At 39.2% G+C, this 19257-nt stretch carries 19 protein-coding genes; 8 read left to right on the forward strand and 11 right to left on the reverse strand.

The features are described from left to right. The first annotated feature begins 41 nt into the window (after positions 1 to 41). Positions 42 to 668, forward strand: coding sequence for a histidine phosphatase family protein (locus tag FL972_RS03070; RefSeq protein WP_144603461.1), 627 nt, complete (start codon positions 42 to 44; stop codon positions 666 to 668). On the opposite strand, the gene FL972_RS03075 is transcribed toward FL972_RS03070, so the two are convergent. The 3 genes from FL972_RS03075 to FL972_RS03085 form a co-directional block, all read right to left on the reverse strand. Continuing rightward, positions 649 to 1029 (reverse strand): hypothetical protein, encoded by a 381-nt coding sequence (locus tag FL972_RS03075; RefSeq protein ID WP_144603464.1) that lies wholly within the window; start codon positions 1027 to 1029, stop codon positions 649 to 651. The two genes, FL972_RS03070 and FL972_RS03075, sit on opposite strands and share 20 nt — an antisense overlap. Positions 1030 to 1312: 283 nt before the next feature. Beyond that, positions 1313 to 2083, reverse strand: coding sequence for a zinc ribbon domain-containing protein (locus FL972_RS03080; RefSeq protein WP_091655355.1), 771 nt, complete (start codon positions 2081 to 2083; stop codon positions 1313 to 1315). A 3-nt stretch (positions 2084 to 2086) separates the two neighbouring features. Then, complete coding sequence (locus tag FL972_RS03085) at positions 2087 to 3187, reverse strand: Nif3-like dinuclear metal center hexameric protein (protein ID WP_144603466.1); 1101 nt, start codon at positions 3185 to 3187, stop codon at positions 2087 to 2089. A gap of 41 nt (positions 3188 to 3228) precedes the next feature. Here FL972_RS03085 and lpxK point away from each other — a divergent pair, with 41 nt between their 5' ends. The 6 genes from lpxK (at position 3229) to FL972_RS03115 (ending at position 11476) form a co-directional block, all read left to right on the forward strand. Continuing rightward, positions 3229 to 4284 carry a tetraacyldisaccharide 4'-kinase gene (gene lpxK, locus FL972_RS03090; RefSeq protein WP_144603469.1) on the forward strand — a complete coding sequence of 352 codons (1056 nt, stop codon included), beginning with the start codon at positions 3229 to 3231 and terminating at the stop codon, positions 4282 to 4284. Further along, entirely contained in the window at positions 4281 to 6233 is a 1953-nt protein-coding gene (locus tag FL972_RS03095; RefSeq protein ID WP_250161271.1) for a putative porin, read from the forward strand. The genes lpxK and FL972_RS03095 overlap by 4 nt, the downstream gene beginning before the upstream one ends. Before the next feature lies 1 nt (position 6234). After that, entirely contained in the window at positions 6235 to 6846 is a 612-nt protein-coding gene (miaE, locus tag FL972_RS03100; protein ID WP_186299978.1) for a tRNA-(ms[2]io[6]A)-hydroxylase, read from the forward strand. A 126-nt stretch (positions 6847 to 6972) separates the two neighbouring features. Then, positions 6973 to 8217, forward strand: coding sequence for an ABC transporter permease (locus FL972_RS03105; protein WP_144603471.1), 1245 nt, complete (start codon positions 6973 to 6975; stop codon positions 8215 to 8217). Positions 8218 to 8351: 134 nt separating this feature from the next. Beyond that, the gene (locus FL972_RS03110; protein ID WP_144603474.1) at positions 8352 to 10043 is read left to right on the forward strand and encodes a GMC oxidoreductase; all 1692 of its coding nucleotides are present in this window, start codon (positions 8352 to 8354) and stop codon (positions 10041 to 10043) included. A gap of 137 nt (positions 10044 to 10180) precedes the next feature. Continuing rightward, positions 10181 to 11476, forward strand: a complete 1296-nt coding sequence (locus FL972_RS03115; RefSeq protein WP_144603476.1) for a prolyl oligopeptidase family serine peptidase — start codon at positions 10181 to 10183, stop codon at positions 11474 to 11476. Between the two features lie 25 nt (positions 11477 to 11501). On the opposite strand, the gene FL972_RS03120 is transcribed toward FL972_RS03115, so the two are convergent. The 3 genes from FL972_RS03120 to FL972_RS03130 form a co-directional block, all read right to left on the reverse strand. After that, positions 11502 to 11855, reverse strand: coding sequence for a DUF805 domain-containing protein (locus FL972_RS03120; protein ID WP_091655349.1), 354 nt, complete (start codon positions 11853 to 11855; stop codon positions 11502 to 11504). Positions 11856 to 11918: 63 nt separating this feature from the next. Then, the gene (locus FL972_RS03125) at positions 11919 to 12122 is read right to left on the reverse strand and encodes a helix-turn-helix domain-containing protein (RefSeq protein WP_091655348.1); all 204 of its coding nucleotides are present in this window, start codon (positions 12120 to 12122) and stop codon (positions 11919 to 11921) included. Between the two features lie 3 nt (positions 12123 to 12125). Then, on the reverse strand, positions 12126 to 12659 hold the full coding sequence (locus FL972_RS03130) for a DUF2975 domain-containing protein (protein ID WP_144603478.1): 534 nt from the start codon (positions 12657 to 12659) through the stop codon (positions 12126 to 12128). A gap of 169 nt (positions 12660 to 12828) precedes the next feature. Here FL972_RS03130 and FL972_RS03135 point away from each other — a divergent pair, with 169 nt between their 5' ends. After that, complete coding sequence (locus FL972_RS03135) at positions 12829 to 13887, forward strand: PA0069 family radical SAM protein (RefSeq protein ID WP_144603480.1); 1059 nt, start codon at positions 12829 to 12831, stop codon at positions 13885 to 13887. Between the two features lie 22 nt (positions 13888 to 13909). On the opposite strand, the gene FL972_RS03140 is transcribed toward FL972_RS03135, so the two are convergent. From FL972_RS03140 to mtaB, 5 genes are all read right to left on the reverse strand, one after another. Then, on the reverse strand, positions 13910 to 14785 hold the full coding sequence (locus FL972_RS03140) for an ATP-grasp domain-containing protein (RefSeq protein WP_144603483.1): 876 nt from the start codon (positions 14783 to 14785) through the stop codon (positions 13910 to 13912). A gap of 86 nt (positions 14786 to 14871) precedes the next feature. After that, a complete protein-coding gene (locus FL972_RS03145; RefSeq protein ID WP_144603486.1) occupies positions 14872 to 15309 on the reverse strand; it encodes an SRPBCC family protein in 438 nt (145 codons plus the stop codon). A gap of 28 nt (positions 15310 to 15337) precedes the next feature. Beyond that, positions 15338 to 15658: a hypothetical protein gene (locus FL972_RS03150; RefSeq protein ID WP_144603488.1), complete on the reverse strand. Its 321-nt coding sequence runs from the start codon at positions 15656 to 15658 to the stop codon at positions 15338 to 15340. Between the two features lie 89 nt (positions 15659 to 15747). Beyond that, on the reverse strand, positions 15748 to 17760 hold the full coding sequence (locus tag FL972_RS03155; protein ID WP_144603490.1) for an alpha amylase C-terminal domain-containing protein: 2013 nt from the start codon (positions 17758 to 17760) through the stop codon (positions 15748 to 15750). Positions 17761 to 17861: 101 nt separating this feature from the next. Beyond that, positions 17862 to 19181 (reverse strand): tRNA (N(6)-L-threonylcarbamoyladenosine(37)-C(2))-methylthiotransferase MtaB, encoded by a 1320-nt coding sequence (gene mtaB / locus FL972_RS03160; protein WP_144603492.1) that lies wholly within the window; start codon positions 19179 to 19181, stop codon positions 17862 to 17864. Positions 19182 to 19257: the final 76 nt, after the last annotated feature.

Raw genomic sequence — 19257 nt, forward strand, 5'->3', positions numbered from 1 at the left:
GGATTTGTTTTTCTTTGGGCTTGGGACAAAAATAGAGAATCTTGAATCGAAAAAAAATTTACTTAGTTCGCCACGGTCAGACTGATTTTAACCTTAGAGGAGTAGTGCAGGGAAGTGGGATTGATGCTCCTATAAATGAGACTGGGAGGGCTCAGGCAAAAGCATTTTTTGAAGCCTATCAAAATATAACCTTTGATCAGGTTTACCATACTGCCCTCATTCGAACCAGGCAGTCTATTGAGTCATTTATTTCGAAGGGAATACCGACCACCGCTCTTCCCGAATTGAATGAGATTTCTTGGGGAGATTATGAAGGCACACCTATGACGCCGGAAGAAGGGGAATACTACAAGCATATGCTCCATCAGTGGCAAATGGGAAACCTTGACTATGCGATAGCCGGAGGGGAAAGCCCAAACGTGGTGGCTGAAAGAATGCGAAAAGGAATTCAGAAAATTTTGGACGGCCCCGGAGAAACTATTCTAGTCTGCATGCATGGCAGAGCAATGAGGATTTTTCTAAGCTTGATTTTTAATTACGATCTCCGCTATATGGATCAGTTCGAACATAGCAATTTATGCCTATATCTTTTTGAGCAATTGAGTGATGGGACTTTTGTATTAAGGAAAGGGAATGACAGAGAGCATCTTAAGGCCGCGGGTTACTAGGCTTGTCTGCTTTGGCTATTTTCTTTTTATCAGGATTGTTCTGATAAGCACTGAGTAAAAGCTGAAGATTTCTCTTATTCTCGGTCATATCAAATAGTCTAAAGGCGATTTCTTGAAGTTTGATATCTTGATCGCCTGTTGTTACCAAAAAGTCTCCCAGAAAGCATTCGTCGAAATCACAAGATGGGATTTCTATCAGCAAAGCCAGTTCAGAATTTCCAGAATAGGTTTTAGTGTTGAAAGAAGAAAATTGTGATTCAATGGCCTTTAAAGAGGTTTGATGAGCTTTTAATTCTTTGGATTTGAATAGTACCAAAAATGTTTTGGTCTCAGCGTCTTTGGCAAGAGCTGAAAGAGACATAAACAAGATTAAAATGAGTGGTACTAACTTTCGCATAGCTTCTAATATACGGATTTAATCGACTTGAGAGCAAGAATGTTTCAGAATACTCGATTTTATCGATTCATGATTTGTTCCTTTTTTCAAGCCTTTTCTTAATTCAATTTTTGAATAGGCTTTTAATTAGGTACGGGGTAAATGGGAAATCAGATTGAATTAGCTCCACTGAGAAAAAATATACGGATAATCACAAAAAAAGCCCCGAAGAATTTCAGGGCTTTCCGTTGGTTTATTTCAAAACTTCTTAAGATCTAGAAGTTCTCTTTTTCTTGGTTGGAGTTTCTTCTACTACTTCATCTTCTACACCTGCTAAAATTCTTCCGCAGTGTTCGCAGACGATTAGTTTTTTCTTTTCACGAATATCAGCCTGTCTTTGAGGTGGAACGGTATTAAAGCAACCGCCGCAAGCTCCTCTCTTGACCATTACTACAGCCAAACCATTCTTGGCATTTGTTCTGATCTTCTCGTAAGATTTTAGAAGTCTATCTTCGATTTTCTTAACAGCCTTTTCACGATCAGTATTCAATTTTGCTTCTTCGTTTTCACTTTCAGCAACAATCGTAGAAAGCTCATCTTTCTTTAGATCCAAGTCTTTCTGTCTGTCTTTCATAACAGCAGTCAACTCATCTAAATCGTGCTTTTTCTGATCGATTTTAGCGCCAGCTTCAGCAATTTTTTTCTTAGCAACTTGGATTTCAAGATCCTGAAGTTCTAATTCTTTGGTGATGGCATCGTACTCACGGTTGTTTCGTACGTTCATCTGCTGCTCCTGATACTTTTTGATCAGTTTTTCAGATTCCTTGATGCTTTCTTTCAAAGACTTGATCTCATCTTCGTAAGATTGGATCTCGTTATTGAACTTGTCAAGTCTAGTTTCGTAGCCGGCGATTTCATCTTCCAAATCTTGCACCTCTTCTGGAAGTGCGCCGCGAACTTTGATGATTGCGTCTAGTTTAGAATCTATTAATTGAAGGTTGTGAATTGCCTCGAGTTTTTGTGCTACTGTACTTTCCATGTACTATCGGTAGGATGTGGGATTGGTAACTACTTTTGTCAAATAGAGTGCAATATTAGGAAAATTTTGTGACAAAAGTTCTCCCAATAATTCTTTTGTGAAAATTTCACTTTCATAATGGCCGATATCACAAAGAATTAAGGATCCATCAGCATCAAAAAACTCATGATACTTGACGTCAGCGGTGATAAAAACGTCCGCCTCCTTTCTTTTGGCATCTCCCAATAAAAATATTCCGGCACCACCACAAACAGCTACTTTCTTAATTTTTTCCTTAACTAATGCGGTATGCTTTACTATTTTCAGATTCATTTTCTCTTTGAGATAATCTAGAAATTCCTCCGCAGTCATTGGATCTTCCAACTCTCCAACCATTCCAGCGCCGACTTCCTGATTCTCATTTTCCAAGGCACTCAGGTAAAAAGCAACCTCCTCGTATGGATGGGCTTTTTTCATGGCAGAAATTATCTTATTGCTTAAAAAAGCTGGAAGAATGACCTCAGCACGGATTTCGGCCTCGTATTGTGGAGCTCCTCTTTGGCCTAAAAAAGGATTTGCATCTTCAGATGGAGTAAAGGTGCCCATACCATTCACTTGAAAAGAACAATCTTTATACTCCCCAATTTGCCCTGCTCCGGCTTCATAGACAGCATCCAAAACCTTGTTTTTATGTTCCTCCGGTACAAAAAATACCAACTTGTTGAGCAACTGTTTTTTAGGCTGTAAGATCTTAGTATTCAAAAGGCCAAGTCTATCGCTGATTCTTTTATTAACACCGTGAGCGACATGGTCTAGGTTAGTGTGGATAGCATAAATGGCAATATCATGTTTGATAGCTTTGATGACAGTTCTTTCGACATAATTTTTGCCGGTCAGGCTTTTCAATCCCTTAAAAACTATGGGGTGATGTGCCACCACCATATTGGCTCCTGCTGATATGGCTTCTTGAATGACTTCCTCAGTGCAGTCCAAAGAACAGATGATTCCGGTTAAGTCCCAGTTTCTGTTTCCTGTTATCAGCGTAGCATTGTCGTATGACTCCTGATAGGCGGGGGGAGCCAGCTTTTCTAAAAATGAAATTACTTCCCCGATCTTGTATCCCATAAATTTTTGGTTTATTTGATCAAAAATACGAATTCTTAGGAATGAGGCGCCTTGCTTTTCTTCTTTATCCTTTTACAGTCCTATTTGATTTGATCACTCGAGTCAGAAACTGGCTCTATAACTCTGGAGTATTCAAAACCACACCATCTCCAATTCCCGCTATTCTGGTGGGTAATTTAAGGGTTGGCGGAACAGGGAAAACCCCCATGGTGGAATACCTTATAAGAACATTCAAACAAGATTATCGCTTAGCCACCCTGTCCAGAGGGTATGGAAGAAAAACTGAGGGTTTTATTAAAGCCACTTCTGTCAGTAGTCCTGAAGGAATCGGGGATGAACCCTATCAGATATATCAAAAATTTGGAGACGAAATCCGTGTTTTTGTGGGAGAAGATCGGGTGAATGCAGCGGTAAGAATAGCAAAGGAAGAAGAAGGGTTGGACCTGCTTATCTTGGACGATGCCTTTCAGCATCGATCATTTCAAGCAGATTTTTCGATTTTATTGACTACTTGGGAAGAGCCTTTTTTTCAGGACTTTTTATTGCCAATGGGAAGGCTTAGAGAAAGTAGAAATGGAGCAAAAAGAGCCGATTTGATTATTGTTACCAAAAGCCCCTTGTCTAAGTCCGATCAGGAGGCCTCAGAATTTCAGGAAAATATTAGGAAATATGCCGGCTCTAAGCCTGTCATGTTCACAAAAGTTGGCTATGGGGAACCACAAGCACTTGCAGAAAATTCTCAGTTCAGAAAACGAGTAATTTTATTTAGTGGAATAGCTAATAATCAGCAGTTTATAGATTATTGTAAAAGTCAATATGAAGTGTTGGAGGCTGTGAAATTTTCGGATCATCATCATTATGATCAGGCTGATTTGGAAAAGATAGGCTTGCTTGTAGCCAAACATGCAAATGAAAATCCCGTTATTCTCACAACAGAAAAAGATGGGGTGAAAGTAAAATCTTTACTTCCCAAAGGATTTCTAAGAGAAATTCCGATTTTTGTGCTGCCCATTCAGGTCCTGTTAGAGGAAGAGGATGAGCAAAAATTGATTAAACTGGTACAACAAAAAGTCTTTGGAACGGACAAAGCTCGGTGAATAAATTTCTGTTAGGAATATGCTTTTTTTGGGTGATTCTCGTGGCTGGCTCTGCTCAGGCACAACGCCCTATTCCAACCAATGGGAGGCAAGTTCAAAATCCCAATCAGCGGGTCAACCAGAGGACTGTACAAGAGGGAGAAAATCAAGAAGAAGAAAATGGCCGAAGAACCCTGTTGGATGATAGTACTAAGATGGTTTTCGGTCCAACCACAGCCTTATTTTATTTCGAAAAAGACATCAAGCGAAATAGCCTAACCTTATACCCTCAGGATACTTCATTAACCAATTTTCACAATTATGATCCGGTAGCTAAAAGTGGCTGGAAGTATCAGGATTTGGGCAATATAGGCAGTGCGGCAACCCCGGTTTTTTATCAGGTTCCAGATTTAATCGGTACTACTTCTGGTTTTCATGCCTACGATATCTATTATACTGACCCTTCTAACAATCGCTATTTCGATACCAAATCTCCATTTACTGAGATGTCAGCTTTTTTTGGGGGCGGAAACCGAAATATGCTGGATATCAAATTTGCCAGAAATGTCAATCCTAGATGGAATATAGGTTTTGATTTTCACACCATGCGGGTAAGGAAAACCCTCAATCCTACAGCTAGAGATGATAACATGGTGGATCAAACCACTTATTCTATCCATACCAATTACAGGTCTGAAGATGGGAAATATTGGTTCTTAGGGAATTTCTCCCGAATGCGGCATGTGGTCAATGAGATCGGAGGGATTATACCTCCTGAAGTGGATTCTACCTCGGTTTATTTCACCTATGAGGATGCGAAAGTTTGGCTGAGAACCTCCCAAGCCAGAGATTTGAGGCAGGACTATCACTTTTATCATGAATACAAAGTGAAAGACGGACTTCAGATCTATCATATTTTTGACAGGAGAAAGCAGGATCTGGTTTTTGATGCTCCTTTGACTAACAGTGATTCCCTGTATTATCCCAGCACCAGACTGAATGGACAGGATACCACAAGAAATTTTAATGATTTTGCCGAGTGGAGAAATGAGTTTGGCTTCAAAGGGACCTTTGGAGGCTTTTATTACAATGCATTTACCAGATTGAGGAATGGTAGGATGAGAAGTCCGTTTTTTAATTCTCCTAACACCTTTAATGAATTATACATAGGAGGGGAATTGATTGGAAAAATTTCTGAGAAATGGAGTGTGAGCGCTGATGGTGAATACCTTATCCCGGGAGCATTCAGGCTGCATGGGGTATTTAAATCCCCCTACTTGGATCTGGAGTATACCAAAGCACTTTATAAGCCCACCTCGCTTCAGCAGGTTTATGCGGGAAATCATTATGCCTGGAATAATGATTTTTCCAACACTGGTGTAGATCAAGTGAAGGGAACCTTGAAAGTTGATTTGGAAAAAGTCAAAATCAGGCCTTCATTAACCATTAGCAGGATCAATAATTACGTCTTTTTCAACGAGCAGAGAGTTCCCGAGCAGGCAGGAGGTGAAGCTTTTATTTTGATGCCCGGTATTCAATCCTCTATACAAATAGGGAAGAAATTTAAATGGGATACAGAGGTTATTATCACGTCTGTTACAGGAGAGGCATCTGATGCTTTTAGAATCCCTGAAGTATTCGGAAATACTCGTTTTTACTTTGACAGTCCTGCATTTGATGAAAATATTTTCATCCAATTTGGTGTGGATGTGAGATACAAGTCCAGCTACTTTGCAAATGCTTATTTTACTGCTCATCAGCAATTTCACCTGCAAAATAGCTTCGAAGTATTTGCTTACCCAGTGGCCGATATTTTCCTGAATTTCAGAATCAACAGAACAAGAGTTCTATTAAAATACAATCATTTGAATGCCGGTTTGATGAATCGGGAAGGATATTTTGTCACACCTGACTACACCGGCTACAAATCATTTATTGACCTGGGAATTACCTGGTATTTATTTGACTGATATGAGCTGGGAAGAAAGTACAAGACAGAAAATGTTGCATCTCAAGTTACCCACAGATCCAAGGTGGGTTGGGATTGCAGAAATGCAGATCGAGGATATTTTGGTGGATCATGCTTATTGTGAGCAAAAGGCAGCCTCTTCCTGTATCAGTTTGATTTTGAGATACCCTGATTTGGACGAGTTGGTGGATACCCTGACTCCCATAGTCGCAGAAGAATGGGGACATTTTGAGCGGGTGATGGAGCAGCTACGAAAGAGAAATATGAAGTTTGGTTTTCCTAGAAAGGATGAATATGTCATCAAACTCAATGGTTTTGTCAAAAAAGGTGGAAGTAGGAAACAACAGTTGACGGAGCATTTATTATTGAATGCTTTGATCGAAGCCAGGAGTTGTGAGCGCTTCAAACTTTTATCCAAACATATTCAGGATGAGGAGCTCAAAAAGTTTTACTACGAGTTGATGATTTCTGAGGCTGGGCATTATGTCACTTTTATTGAATTAGCCAGAAAATTTCATGATCCCGAATATGTCAATCAGCGATGGCAAGAATGGCTGGATTATGAAGCAAGTATCCTAAAAGAAATGGAGTTGAGAGGGGATAGGATGCATTGAATTAAAGTGTAACTGAAAGTTGAAATTCAATAATTTGAGTCTCAAATTTTTTTTAAAAGCGAATTGCTTATTATTAAGAATCATAAATGAGTTTTTTCTAAAAATCTGTTCTAATTCGAACAATACATGAATTTGATCGAAAATATAAGGGAAGCCCTAAAGTCTGTTCAAGTTAATATTCTAAGGACTATCCTGACCGGTGCAATTATAGCAATTGGTATTTCCTCTCTTGTAGGGATGTTGACTGCCATCGATGGAATAAAGTCTCAAATTGCAGAAAGCTTTTCTGGTTTGGGAGCTAATACTTTTGATGTAAGAAACAAAGGTTTCAGTGGGGGACGAGCTATTCAAGATGGAAAAGAGGAGAAGACCTATCCTAAATTGTCTTTCCGAGAAGTGCAGGATTTCAAGCAGGAATATAGTTCTATCGGAATATCTACGGTGGAAACTACAGTCAGTCGAGCCGCTGAGATAAAAAGAGGTTCCGAAACCACCAATCCAAATTCGAGAATTAGAGGCGTGGATGAAAATTACCTGAGCATAAAAGCAATCAAACTCGAAGAAGGTAGAAATTTTTCCAATCTTGAAATACGATACGGAAATAACGTATGCATCATAGGAAAAGAAATTCAGGAAACTCTTTTTGAATCCAATGAAGATCCTATCAATCAAAAAATCAGCTTTTTCGGAAAGCCTTACACCATTGTAGGAGTATTGGAAAAGCAAGGTGGAGTAGGGCAGGATCAAGGAGCAGACAGACAGGTTTTAATTCCTATAGAGAATGCTGCAAGACTTGACCAAAGAGGTGTTTTCAATTACAATGTTACAGCTGTTGCTTCCGGCCCTGAGCGTATCGATTACGAAATGGGTCAGGCAATTGGGATGATGAGAAAAATCCGTCAGGATAGAGTAACTGCTGAGAACTCCTTTGATCTTACAAAAAGTCAATCGGTAGCGGAAAGTCTAGAGGAAGTTGCCGGGTATCTGAGAATAGGAGGTTTTGGTATTGGGTTCATTACTCTTTTGGGAGCCTCCATCGGACTGATGAATATCATGCTGGTTTCTGTTACAGAGAGGACCCGTGAGATAGGTATTAGAAAAGCTTTAGGAGCTACTCCACTGAGGATCCGTCAGCAATTTTTGATAGAAGCAATTATGATTTGCGTGCTAGGTGGAATTTTCGGGGTAATTCTCGGAATAGCAATCGGAAATGTCATTGCTAATGCGATTGGACCTGGAGGTTTCTTGGTTCCTTGGCTGTGGATGTTTATCGCTTTTATTATTTGTATCATCGTTGGCTTATTGTCTGGTTACTTCCCAGCTTTCAAAGCAAGTAAACTTGACCCTATCGAATCCTTGAGATACGAATAGTCGAATTTGTTCTTTCAAGTCCCATTTCCTAAGCCTTAGGAGATGGGACTTTTTTATTTTTTGAATCTCCAATCATAAGTATAGTTTTTTAAAAAATTTATAAAAGATGAAATAGAAATCATTATTTTTCGATTATGAAAAGTAATGAATTTGATGCTATAGTAGTTGGTTCTGGGATATCCGGAGGATGGGCAGCTAAAGAACTTTGCGAAAAGGGATTGAAAACCTTGGTCTTGGAAAGAGGAAGGGATGTTCAGCACCTAAAGGACTATCCGACCATGACAGCATCAGTGTGGGACATGCCTCACAGAAATCAGATTCCCAGGGAGGATAAGATGAAAAATCCTGTGGTGAACCGTTGCTATGCTTACAAAGAGGATACGGAGCACTTTTTTGTCAAAGATTCAGATCATCCTTATGTCCAGGAAAAGCCCTTCGATTGGATTCGAGGCTATCAAGTGGGTGGTAAATCTTTGATTTGGGCTAGACAGACTCAACGTTGGAGTGCATATGACTTTGAAGGGCCAGGCAGGGATGGTTTTGCAGTTGATTGGCCCATTCGTTACGAAGATGTGGCACCTTGGTACAGCTATGTGGAGCGATTTGTCGGTATTTCCGGAAGTTATGAAGGATTAGATACCTTACCGGATGGAGAGTTTTTGCCAGCTTGGGAGATGAATTGTGTGGAAAAAGAGATTCAACAGCGGGTTAATCAATCCTATCAAGATAGAAAATTCATCAAAGGTAGGTGCGCGCATCTGACACAACCCAAAGACCAACACCTAGCTCAAGGGAGGGGGCAATGTATGGCAAGAAATCAGTGCTACAGAGGCTGTCCTTTTGGAGGATATTTTAGCAGTAATTCTTCTACTTTACCTTGGGCAGCAAAAACCGGTAATTTGACTTTAAGACCTGACTCAGTGGTTCATTCTGTGATTTGGGATGAGGAAAAAGGAAAAGCGGTTGGAGTCAAAGTGATTGACAGGATAACAAAGGAGGAGAAAGATTATTTTGCCAAAATCATTTTTTTGAATGCATCGGCTTTGAATACCAATTTGATTTTATTGAATAGCACTTCCAGAAGGTTTCCAGAAGGATTGGGCAATGAAAATGGGGTTTTGGGGAAATACATTGCGTTTCATAACTATAGAGGAACCATCTCAGCTAAGTATGAAGGCTTTGAAGATCAATACTATTTTGGTAGAAGACCAACCGCGGTCATGATGCCTAATTTTAGAAATGTGAAAAAGCAGGAAATGGATTTCCTTAGAGGATATATGACTTTTTACTCTGCCGGCCGTTCTGGTTTTGGTCATGCAGATGTGGGAGGATTTGGCACCGAATTTAAAAAAGCCAATACTCAACCTGGTCCTTGGAATGTTTTTATGATGATGCAGGGAGAAACTATTCCAAAGGAAAGTAATCAAGTGAGCTTGAGTAAGGATCAAAAAGACGAATGGGGTATACCATTGCTACAGGTTAGTGTGGATTATGATGAAAATGATGAGAAAATTCTACAGGATTTTCATCAGCAGGGAGAGGAAATGCTGGAAAAGGCAGGCTGTGTGAATATTAGAAAATCTGATAGCAAGCAAGCTCCTGGTTTGGATATACATGAGATGGGAGGAGTGCGAATGGGACGAGACCCCCAAACTTCTTTGCTCAATGGATTTAATCAAATGCACCATGCGCCTAACGTCTTCGTAACTGATGGAGCCTGTATGACCTCCACAGGCACTCAAAATCCTTCCATAACCTATATGGCACTCACAGCCCGAGCAGTAGATTATGCTGTAAAAGAACTGAAGAAAGGAAATTTATCTTAATTCCTTTTCCTTATCTGTAAGCTATCAGCCAAGAATTGATATTGCATTCAAATTTTCCACTGATATAATTTTAAAGGGAAGTTTTTCAGGAATTGGTTAAATAGTTGGGAGTATTACACCCAAAACCTATATAAACCATGAAAAATAGCCTTTTAATTATTTGTTTACTCTTCAGCAATTGGATTTATGGCAATCCTAATTCTGAAATAAAGTCCTCTGAGGGCAGCTACAAGCTAGTAGTTGAAGGGTTCGATTGGGGACCTGCCGTCAATCAGGTGATTATCACTTTAGAGAATGAAGTGTCTGATGCAAATCCTGCAGAATTTAAAGTTTTTGCAAAAAGAGAAAGCTCTCAGGGTGATATTCCGGAATCCCAAAAATCAGGAGAAAGAGATGTGGTTTTTGCCTTTGTTTCCGATGAAAATGGGAATCGGGTAGCATCTGGGAAACATATCACTTTGGTATTGGAGGTGAGCCCAACTCAACCTATAGGCTCTCCAATCCAATATATGAGAGTTGGAAACCGAGGTGGTAACTTTTGGATTGATTATTCACTGACAATTATTAATTCGAAGACCAATCAAGTTTGGAATCAGGCAGCTGGAAAAATCATGCCTTTAGTAGATGAATACGATTTGAAGGGGAAATTTCAGTACGGTAATTTGACCATGTCCTATGCCTCATTTAGCCCTGAAACAAAAGGGAAAAAAGCTCCTTTGATAATTTGGCTGCATGGCGGAGGTGAAGGAGGGATGGATCCTACCATAGCTCTTTTGGGAAACCGAGCGGCCAATTATGCCTCCCCTGAAATTCAAACTTTGTTTGGTGATGCCGGTGCTTATGTTTTGGTGCCTCAAAGTCCAACATTCTGGATGCAGGCTGCCGAGGGTATGACCCGTGGTCAAACGAATGATATTTATAATGAGGCATTGTTTGCCTTAATTCAAGATTACGTAAAGTCCAATCCTGGAATTGACCCCAAAAGGATTTACGTTGGAGGTTGCTCAAATGGAGGATACATGTCTCTAAAGTTGATCCTTGAGCACCCTGACTATTTTGCTGCGGGTTATATCAGCGCTCTTGCTTATGACGCTCAGTACGTGACTGAACAGGATATTCAAAAAATCAAGCAGGTTCCCATGTGGTTTGTTCATTCCAAAGATGATGGAGTAACCAAACCAGAATCTACCGTGGTTCCACTTTATGATAGATTAAAGAAGGCTGGAGCTAAAAATGTACATTTTACATTTTATGATCATGTAACTGATATTACCGGATTCTATGGGGGAGATAATTATCATTACAATGGACATTGGTCTTGGATTTATGTTCATGCCAATCAAGCTAGGACAGGTTTGGATGGATCTCCTGTTTTAGTGGGAGGAAGGCCTGTTACCATCATGGAATGGATGGCTGCCCAGGCCAAAAAATAAGAAAAGGAGCCTCGAGCTCCTTTTTTTATACAATATCTGTTTTTCTGGGATCAGGTCCATATTTGTTTGGACCATCTTGACCTTCTTTATATGCTAGCCATACAAATCCAATAAAATTAATGGGTGGCGGAATTAATAGGTAAAGGGCATATTTCCAATCCATCCCAATATCGTGTAAACGTCTTATCGCCTGTATCAGCAATAAAACTATCGAGGCAATCAAGATAATGCTGAAAGAGAAAAAGGCAGGCCAAGCTTCGATTTGGTAGGCTTCCCAAGCTTTCATTAAGCATAAAATGTTGACGAAATAAAAAAACATGAAGAGTGTTAAATACTTTCTTCGTGTAATTCGTCCAGTAGGTTTTAAAATAGATTTCATACCTAATTAACACATTAAATAGCTAATTGTTTTGTTTCAACAGATCCTTTCGCGCTAGGAAGCCTATTCAATGTATTCTAGTATATCGCCAGGTTGACAATCCAAGGCTTTACAAATTGCTTCCAAGGTACTGAATCTGATTGCTTTTGCTTTCCCTGTTTTAAGAATGGAAAGATTGGATAAGGTTAATTCAACTTTTTCTGAAAGCTCATTCAAAGAAATTTTTCTTTTAGCCATCATGACATCCAAATTGACTTGTATAGGCATAGCTTAGATGGTTAGTTCGTTATCTTGTTGAATTTCAATTCCTCTTTTAAAAATCTGAGAAACCACTAGGAGTAACATGCCCATGAAAATAAATTCCAGCCTTCCTTCCAAATGCTCCCAAGCTTCTGATACCTCGTAATTTTTGCCATTCAAAAATTTAGCATAGGCAAAAACTACATAAGTTAAAATACCTATTAGAAATGTGATGCCTGTCATTTTGGTCAGGTGATGATAAACTTCATTTGTAAAAGGCTCAACGAGTTTTAGCTTCTGAAATAGCTGAACTACCTGATAGAGAAGGTTGGTTTTGATAATGAAAATCGTAATCAATCCGATCACTAATAAATGATAGGAAATGGGACTTTGAACCATCAGACTTTTAAGTGATAATCCCAGATAAAGATCATTTGCTCCTTCTGGATTGACAAAAATGCTTACTCCATAAGAAATGATTAGGGTTCCAGTTTTTATTGCTAAGCCAATAAAGATGATCCAAAAGATCACCTGTAGGATGGAAAGTGATTGTGATGCCCTCATGGTATGTTTTTTATTTTTTCGAAATATACAATAAAAATTTATTGAAAAACAATAAATAATTATTGATAAAAAATTTATTCAATTCTAGTTCTGTCAATTATTGCCAATAAATTTTAAATCTCCTTTTGCTTGCTTAAACTGTAACTAGGCCTTTGACAAAAATATTGACATGGAAAAAGATCATTGGAAAGGTAGGGGAGCCCAGCTACAAACGGGTAACCGATTTTCCTCACAGCATTTAGTGACTGAGCATTCGGAAGGTTTGGATGAGGAGTTGATTTTGTCTCCAAAAACCAATATCCGATTGGAGCATCCAAAAACTATCATCAATCCAGTCAAAAGCCCAGATATAGGTTTGAGCTTTTCATTGAATCCTTATCAAGGATGTGAACATGGATGTAGCTATTGCTATGCAAGAAATTCCCATGAATATTATGGCTTTTCGGCAGGTTTAGATTTTGAAACCCAATTGATGGCAAAACCAGATGCTCCAAGATTGTTGGAAAAGCAGATCCTGAGTTCAAACTGGAAGGTAGCTCCAATTTCACTTTCAGGAAATACGGATTGTTATCAGCCTATTGAGAAGAAAATGGGAATTACCAGGCAATTGTTAGAAGTATTTGCCCGCTATCGGCATCCGGTAGGGATTATCACCAAAAATTCACTGATAGAAAGGGATATTGATATTTTGCAAGACTTAGCGAAGGAGGATTTGGTGCAAGTCTATATATCGATTACCTCTTTGAATGAAGAATTGAGAAGGAAAATGGAACCCAGAACTGCCAGTGCTTCTAAGCGGCTTCAAATAATTGAAAAGTTGAGCAATGTTGGTGTTCCGGTCGCAGTAATGAATGCCCCCATTATTCCGGGATTGAATGACCAAGAAATTCCAGAAATTTTGAAAGCAAGCGCTGAAAAAGGAGCTAGGTCTGCAGGGATGACCGTGGTTCGTTTGAATGGAAAATTGGAGGAGATTTTTAGTGATTGGTTAAAGAGAAATTATCCGGATAGATTTCAAAAAGTCATGGGTCAAATCGCCGAGCTTCATGGGGGATCCGTTAAAGATGTAGAATTTGGAAGAAGAATGAAAGGAGAAGGAATACTCGCTGAAATGATTCACCAACTTTTTTACACCTCTAAAAAGAAATATTTCTCCAATCGCACCATGCCAAAATTCAATCTTCAGGCCTTCAGGAAAGGGGGGAACTATTCGCTGAATTTTGGATAATTATTAATGGCCTTACCTTTTCTTAGTTGGAAAGATTTGAATAATAATCATGGATCAAGGCTGCAAATTTCTTTGGCGAATTCGGATCAAATCGGAAATAAAGGCAAGGCTCAATCAATTCCAATTCCATCAAGGCAAAGCTTCCCTGACGGGTTCGAACCAGATCAACTCTGGCATAGAAAGGAGTTGATGATAAAGCCTTCATTGCTTTACCTGCTGCTTTCACAAGTTCTGGTTCTGGGTTTGGAATAGCTATTACCCCGCCTCCATGTTCTTCCTGAACTCTAAAGTCTCCGATTCCTACGGTCTTTAGAATGGTGTGGCTAAGCTCCCCATTCAAGTAAATCAAAGAGAACTCACCCTCTTTGACAATGCCACTCATGAAAGGCTGTATCATACCTTCTTTTTCCTGAAAGACTTCCAGAGGCTTCTCCCAGTCTAGCGGATGGGAAATATTGATCCAAAAAGTATCGTCTGCATTTGCACCTACAAGAGGTTTGATTACTAACTGATTACTTTTAAATTTTTCAAAAGATTCGGTGATGAGGCTTTCATCCAAGCTTGAAAATTTCTGAGTAGGAACCAGTTCAATTCCTTTTTCTGCCAATTCAAAAAGGTATCCTTTGTGAATGTTCTGTTTTACGATATCTAAAGGATTTAAAAGAATTGCCGTGGAATCCTCTATTTTTTGAAGGACTTCCATGAACTCTTCCAAATGCTGTTGATAATCCCAAGGGCTTCTGATGATGACCAAATCCCATTTATTCCAATCGGTTTTCTCATTCCAAGGAATATTTTTTACTTCCCAGCCTAATTCATGCAGGAACGGATGAACCAAATCATCGTCAATAAACCAGCCTTCGGTATTGGAAATGGAAAGAAAAGCGCAACGGGGCATATTGTTGAATTTATTCTATCCAAATATCAGTAAGAATTGGAAATTATGCCTTTGAAACCCTTAAAATCTTTGATTGGATCCAATCATTATTTGGTGGCGTAACTTTTTAATCTGTCTTTGATAAAATAATGCCAACCTCCCTCGCAGCTTTCTCTTTGGAATTCAGGGATATTCTGAGGGAAGGTTTCTAAGCCCTCTGTAATGACTGTAAGTTTTGTTCCGCCGTTTTTTTCCTCCAATTGAAAAGTAACAAACCCCTCACCTGAATATTCTTTATAAGTCCAACTCAATTTGATTTTTTCAAAAGGGATTACCTCAAAAACTTTCCAAATATGGGTAAAAGTCCTCTGCTCCGAACTTACGGAGAATGAGGTTTCAAACCCTTCTTCAGCTTTGAAATCTGGAAGATTTTCAAAATACCATTGATGCATATGCTGGATTTCTACCAAATATTTCCATAGGGTCTTTACGTCCTGATGAAAAGTTTCAGATACAATAATTGGCTTAAAATGATTTGATTTCATATTGTAAATGGAGTTTAAAAATAAGGTTTTACGAATTTTTATTGAAATTGAAATCAGAAAACCAATTCGGGAAAATATAACAGATCAATGCTTCTAGGCATGCTGCACAGATTAGTAAGAAGCCGAAAATAACAGGCATTCCAATCAAAGCTCCCATTGCAAGTAATGTTCCTAAAGAAAGTCCAGGAGTTTCCCAAACCTCACCTGATGCAAGCCCTAAGGTAACTAAAGAGTCAACCACTAACCCTCCAATGGAGTAAATAATCCCACAAAAGAAGCCGAGTATTACTCCAATTTTTGCATGAAACCGGATCCATGATTTAAGGTCAATCGTTTTTGGAACCTTCATAACTTGAGTGTTGATCAAGTATAAGTTACCAAAATCCAGACAGATTACCTGAGAATTAAAAATTGTAGTGTAGCAGTTTTAATTTCGGTTTAGAGCTTTTTAATAATTAGTACAGTCCTGTTGGGAACATATAAATGCACCATTTGGTCCTTGTCTGTCTCATACTTCACTGACTTATCCACTCTTTCGAAGCCTCCATATTTCTTTTCATCTGAATGGAGAGCTATTTGATATTTTCCTTTTTCGGGCATTGGGACAGGGTATCCAAAATAGGATTCTGTAGGATGAAAAGAGAAAACAAATATTAATTGTCCTCTATGGTAGGCAATGATTTTCTTGTCAGGATCCAGATAGAGTTGCTCTGCACTGCCAGAGGACAATAAGTCATGGTTTTTTGCCAATTGAATCATGGATTTATCCCAAGCATCCAACTGAGAGTATCGAAGATGCTCAGTGTCTACTAATGACCATTGTCTTCGGGCATATTGATAGCTCCAATTATTGCCTTCTCTTGGAAAATCTACCCATTCAGGATGCCCGAATTCATTACCAATGAAGTTGAGATAACCTTCTCCTCCCAATGAAAGCGTGATCATTCGGATCATTTTATGGAGAGCAATACCTCGGTCAATAACCAGATTTTGATTTAAAACCGACATGGAAAAGTACATTTCCTTATCCATAAGCCAAAAGGCAATAGATTTATCACCTACCAGAGCCTGATCATGGCTTTCTGCATAAGCGATGGATTTTTCCTTCTTGGGTCTGTTAGTTAGTTCATGCCAAAGCTCAAACATATCCCATTGCTCATCTTGCTTGTGCTTCAGCGTTTTGATCCAAAAATCAGGAATTCCCATCGCTAACCTGAAGTCAAAACCTATTCCTCCATCTGCCACCTGCCTGCATAATCCGGGCATTCCGCTAACCTCCTCAGCAATCGCTATAGCATGAGGGTTGAGTTGATGGATTACTTCATTTGCCAATTGGAAATACAGCAAGGCATCCTCATCTACCCCCAAGTCAAAATATTTGTCTGCAGAGTCAAATGAGGTATGACCATGGTGATGATAAAGCATGGATGTAGCACCGTCGAATCGGAAACCGTCGAAGTGAAATTCCTCCATCCAGTATCGAATGTTGGAAAGCAAAAACTGCTGAACCTCCCATTTTCCATAATCAAATAGCTTGGAATCCCAGCCTTCGTGATAGCCTCTCATTCCGGGATGAAAGTATTGATGATCCGTGCCGTCAAATTCATTTAATCCTTCATTCACATTCTTAACTGCATGTGAATGTACAATATCCATAATCACTGCTATACCCATATTGTGGGCTGTATTGATCAGGGATTTTAATTCTTCAGGTGTGCCGAATCTGGAGGATGGCGCAAAAAAGTTGGATACATGATAACCAAAAGAGCCGTAGTAGGGGTGTTCCATGACAGCCATCATTTGAATGGCATTGTAACCACCCGCTTTAATTCGGGGCAAAATATTTTCTTCAAATTCCTTGTAAGTGCCTACTCCTAATTTTTCCTGGGCCATTCCCACATGACATTCATAGATGAGGGGCATCTGGTGAATCGCTTGAAGTTGAAATGCTGAATCAGTCCATTCGAAGGATTTCTCAGGAAACCATAATTGACCGGCAAAGTCATGGCTTCTTTCATCCTGCACCACTCTTCTTATAAAGGCAGGAATTCTATCTAGGGCCACGTCATTTGCTCCAATGACATGTGTTTTGATTTTACTCTCGTGAACAAATTTGTCTTTATATTCTTGATAGGGTAGGAAAATTTCCCAATCTCCTCTGTGATTTCTACGCATAGGATGATTATACCTATCCCAGTTGTTAAAATCCCCCATTAAGAAAAGTTGCTTGGCGGCAGGAGCCCATTCCCTGTAAATCCATCCCTTTCGGATGGGTTCAAAATGTATTCCGTAATACTGATGTAAATTGGCAAATTCCAAAATGCTTCCAAACTCATTTTCAATATGGAATTTTGCACTGTTAAACCGGTCTATTCTCTTTTGAACTTGCGTTTCAAAAGTTTCCAACCAAGGTTCATCCTGAATAAGCTGTGGTGTATTGTTTGAATTCACGAAAAATTAGATTTACCTGAGCTGAATTTAGGAAAAAATAGGAGGAATGAAACTTTCCCCCAGCTCAAATAAAAAAAGCTGCTCAAGGGCAGCTTTTAGAATTAATGCTTTTCGTAAACAAACTCAGGTTCTAGCACCTCCACATTTCCTGATTCATTGATGTGATCTAAAGTCACGAGTTTCGTTTCATTGATCAGCATAGGATCATATTTTGCGGCCACACGGATATAGTTCTCTGTAAATCCATGCATTTTTCCATCTTCGATATCCTCTTCAAATAATACCGTGAAGGATTTCCCTAAATTCTCCTCGTAAAATTTCCTTCTTTTTTTCTCAGATAAAATTCTCAGCATCTTAGAGCGCTCATTCCGCTTTTTCATAGGAACCACTCCATCCATTTCAGCTGCCCGGGTATTGGCTCTTTCAGAATAAGTGAAAACATGTAGGTAAGAAATATCCAGCTCGTTTAGGAAATTATAAGTTTCCAAAAACAGCTCATCTGTTTCTCCAGGGAATCCTACAATCACATCTACCCCAATGCATGCCTGAGGCATCAAACTTTTGATTTTTGAAACGCGGTCCTCATATAATTCCCTCAAATATCTCCTTCCCATACTTCGCAATATGGTGTTAGAACCGGATTGAAGCGGAATATGGAAGTGAGGAACGAAGCGCTGGGACTGAGAGACAAATGAAATGATCTCGTTTGTCAACAAATTGGGCTCAATGGATGAAATTCGAAATCTGTCTATTCCTTCTACTTCATCCAAAGCCTCTACTAAGTCGCCGAAACGCTCATTTCTTTTGCCATCAACGATTCCAAAATCGCCGATATTCACACCTGTAAGTACCACCTCTTTCACATCAGTTGCTGCTATTTCTCCAGCCGCTTCTAAAACAGAGGCAATAGTATTACTTCGGCTTTTTCCTCTTGCTAAGGGAATGGTACAGAAAGCACAACCATAATTACATCCGTCCTGAACTTTTAGAAAGGTTCTCGTACGGTCATTGATAGAGTAAGCATTATTGAAAGATTTTGCTTCTGTAATTTCACTCGCTAGGACTTTCGCTTCCTGTTCTTTGGCGAAATCACCTAAAAGTTCGATTAATCGGAATTTTTCAGCTGCGCCCAATACGGCATCCACTCCTTGGATTTCAGAAATTTCTCTGGGTTTTAATTGAGCATAGCATCCGATAATGGCTACATAAGAATTAGGAGATATCTTTTTAGCCTCCTTTACTATCTTTTTACACTTCTTGTCGGCATTCTCGGTGACAGAGCAGGTATTGATGATGAAAATATCAGGAGAATCCTGAAATTCCACTTTTTCGAATCCCTTGTCTTCGAATTGTCTACTGATAGTGGACGTTTCTGAGAAATTCAGTTTACATCCCAAAGTATAAAAGGCTACCTTTTTCACAAATTTCCTCCTGATTATGAGTTTGCAAAGGTAAACATTCTTGTCTTGTTTTCAATTTTCCAATAATGAGACTAAA

Source organism: Algoriphagus algorifonticola (assembly GCF_007655305.1).
Taxonomy (GTDB): domain Bacteria; phylum Bacteroidota; class Bacteroidia; order Cytophagales; family Cyclobacteriaceae; genus Algoriphagus; species Algoriphagus algorifonticola.

Excerpts from the sequence above, each read along its gene's own strand:
- FL972_RS03135 (WP_144603480.1), top strand. The coding sequence starts at position 12,829 with ATGGAAAAAGATCATTGGAAAGGTAGGGGAGCCCAGCTACAAACGGGT.
- FL972_RS03105 (WP_144603471.1), top strand. The coding sequence starts at position 6,973 with ATGAATTTGATCGAAAATATAAGGGAAGCCCTAAAGTCTGTTCAAGTT.
- FL972_RS03140 (WP_144603483.1), bottom strand. The coding sequence starts at position 14,785 with ATGCCCCGTTGCGCTTTTCTTTCCATTTCCAATACCGAAGGCTGGTTT.
- FL972_RS03085 (WP_144603466.1), bottom strand. The coding sequence starts at position 3,187 with ATGGGATACAAGATCGGGGAAGTAATTTCATTTTTAGAAAAGCTGGCT.
- FL972_RS03145 (WP_144603486.1), bottom strand. The coding sequence starts at position 15,309 with ATGAAATCAAATCATTTTAAGCCAATTATTGTATCTGAAACTTTTCAT.
- FL972_RS03125 (WP_091655348.1), bottom strand. The coding sequence starts at position 12,122 with ATGCCTATACAAGTCAATTTGGATGTCATGATGGCTAAAAGAAAAATT.
- lpxK (WP_144603469.1), top strand. The coding sequence starts at position 3,229 with ATGAGGCGCCTTGCTTTTCTTCTTTATCCTTTTACAGTCCTATTTGAT.
- FL972_RS03150 (WP_144603488.1), bottom strand. The coding sequence starts at position 15,658 with ATGAAGGTTCCAAAAACGATTGACCTTAAATCATGGATCCGGTTTCAT.
- FL972_RS03130 (WP_144603478.1), bottom strand. The coding sequence starts at position 12,659 with ATGAGGGCATCACAATCACTTTCCATCCTACAGGTGATCTTTTGGATC.
- miaE (WP_186299978.1), top strand. The coding sequence starts at position 6,235 with ATGAGCTGGGAAGAAAGTACAAGACAGAAAATGTTGCATCTCAAGTTA.
- FL972_RS03080 (WP_091655355.1), bottom strand. The coding sequence starts at position 2,083 with ATGGAAAGTACAGTAGCACAAAAACTCGAGGCAATTCACAACCTTCAA.
- FL972_RS03110 (WP_144603474.1), top strand. The coding sequence starts at position 8,352 with ATGAAAAGTAATGAATTTGATGCTATAGTAGTTGGTTCTGGGATATCC.
- FL972_RS03120 (WP_091655349.1), bottom strand. The coding sequence starts at position 11,855 with ATGAAATCTATTTTAAAACCTACTGGACGAATTACACGAAGAAAGTAT.
- FL972_RS03115 (WP_144603476.1), top strand. The coding sequence starts at position 10,181 with ATGAAAAATAGCCTTTTAATTATTTGTTTACTCTTCAGCAATTGGATT.
- FL972_RS03075 (WP_144603464.1), bottom strand. The coding sequence starts at position 1,029 with ATGTCTCTTTCAGCTCTTGCCAAAGACGCTGAGACCAAAACATTTTTG.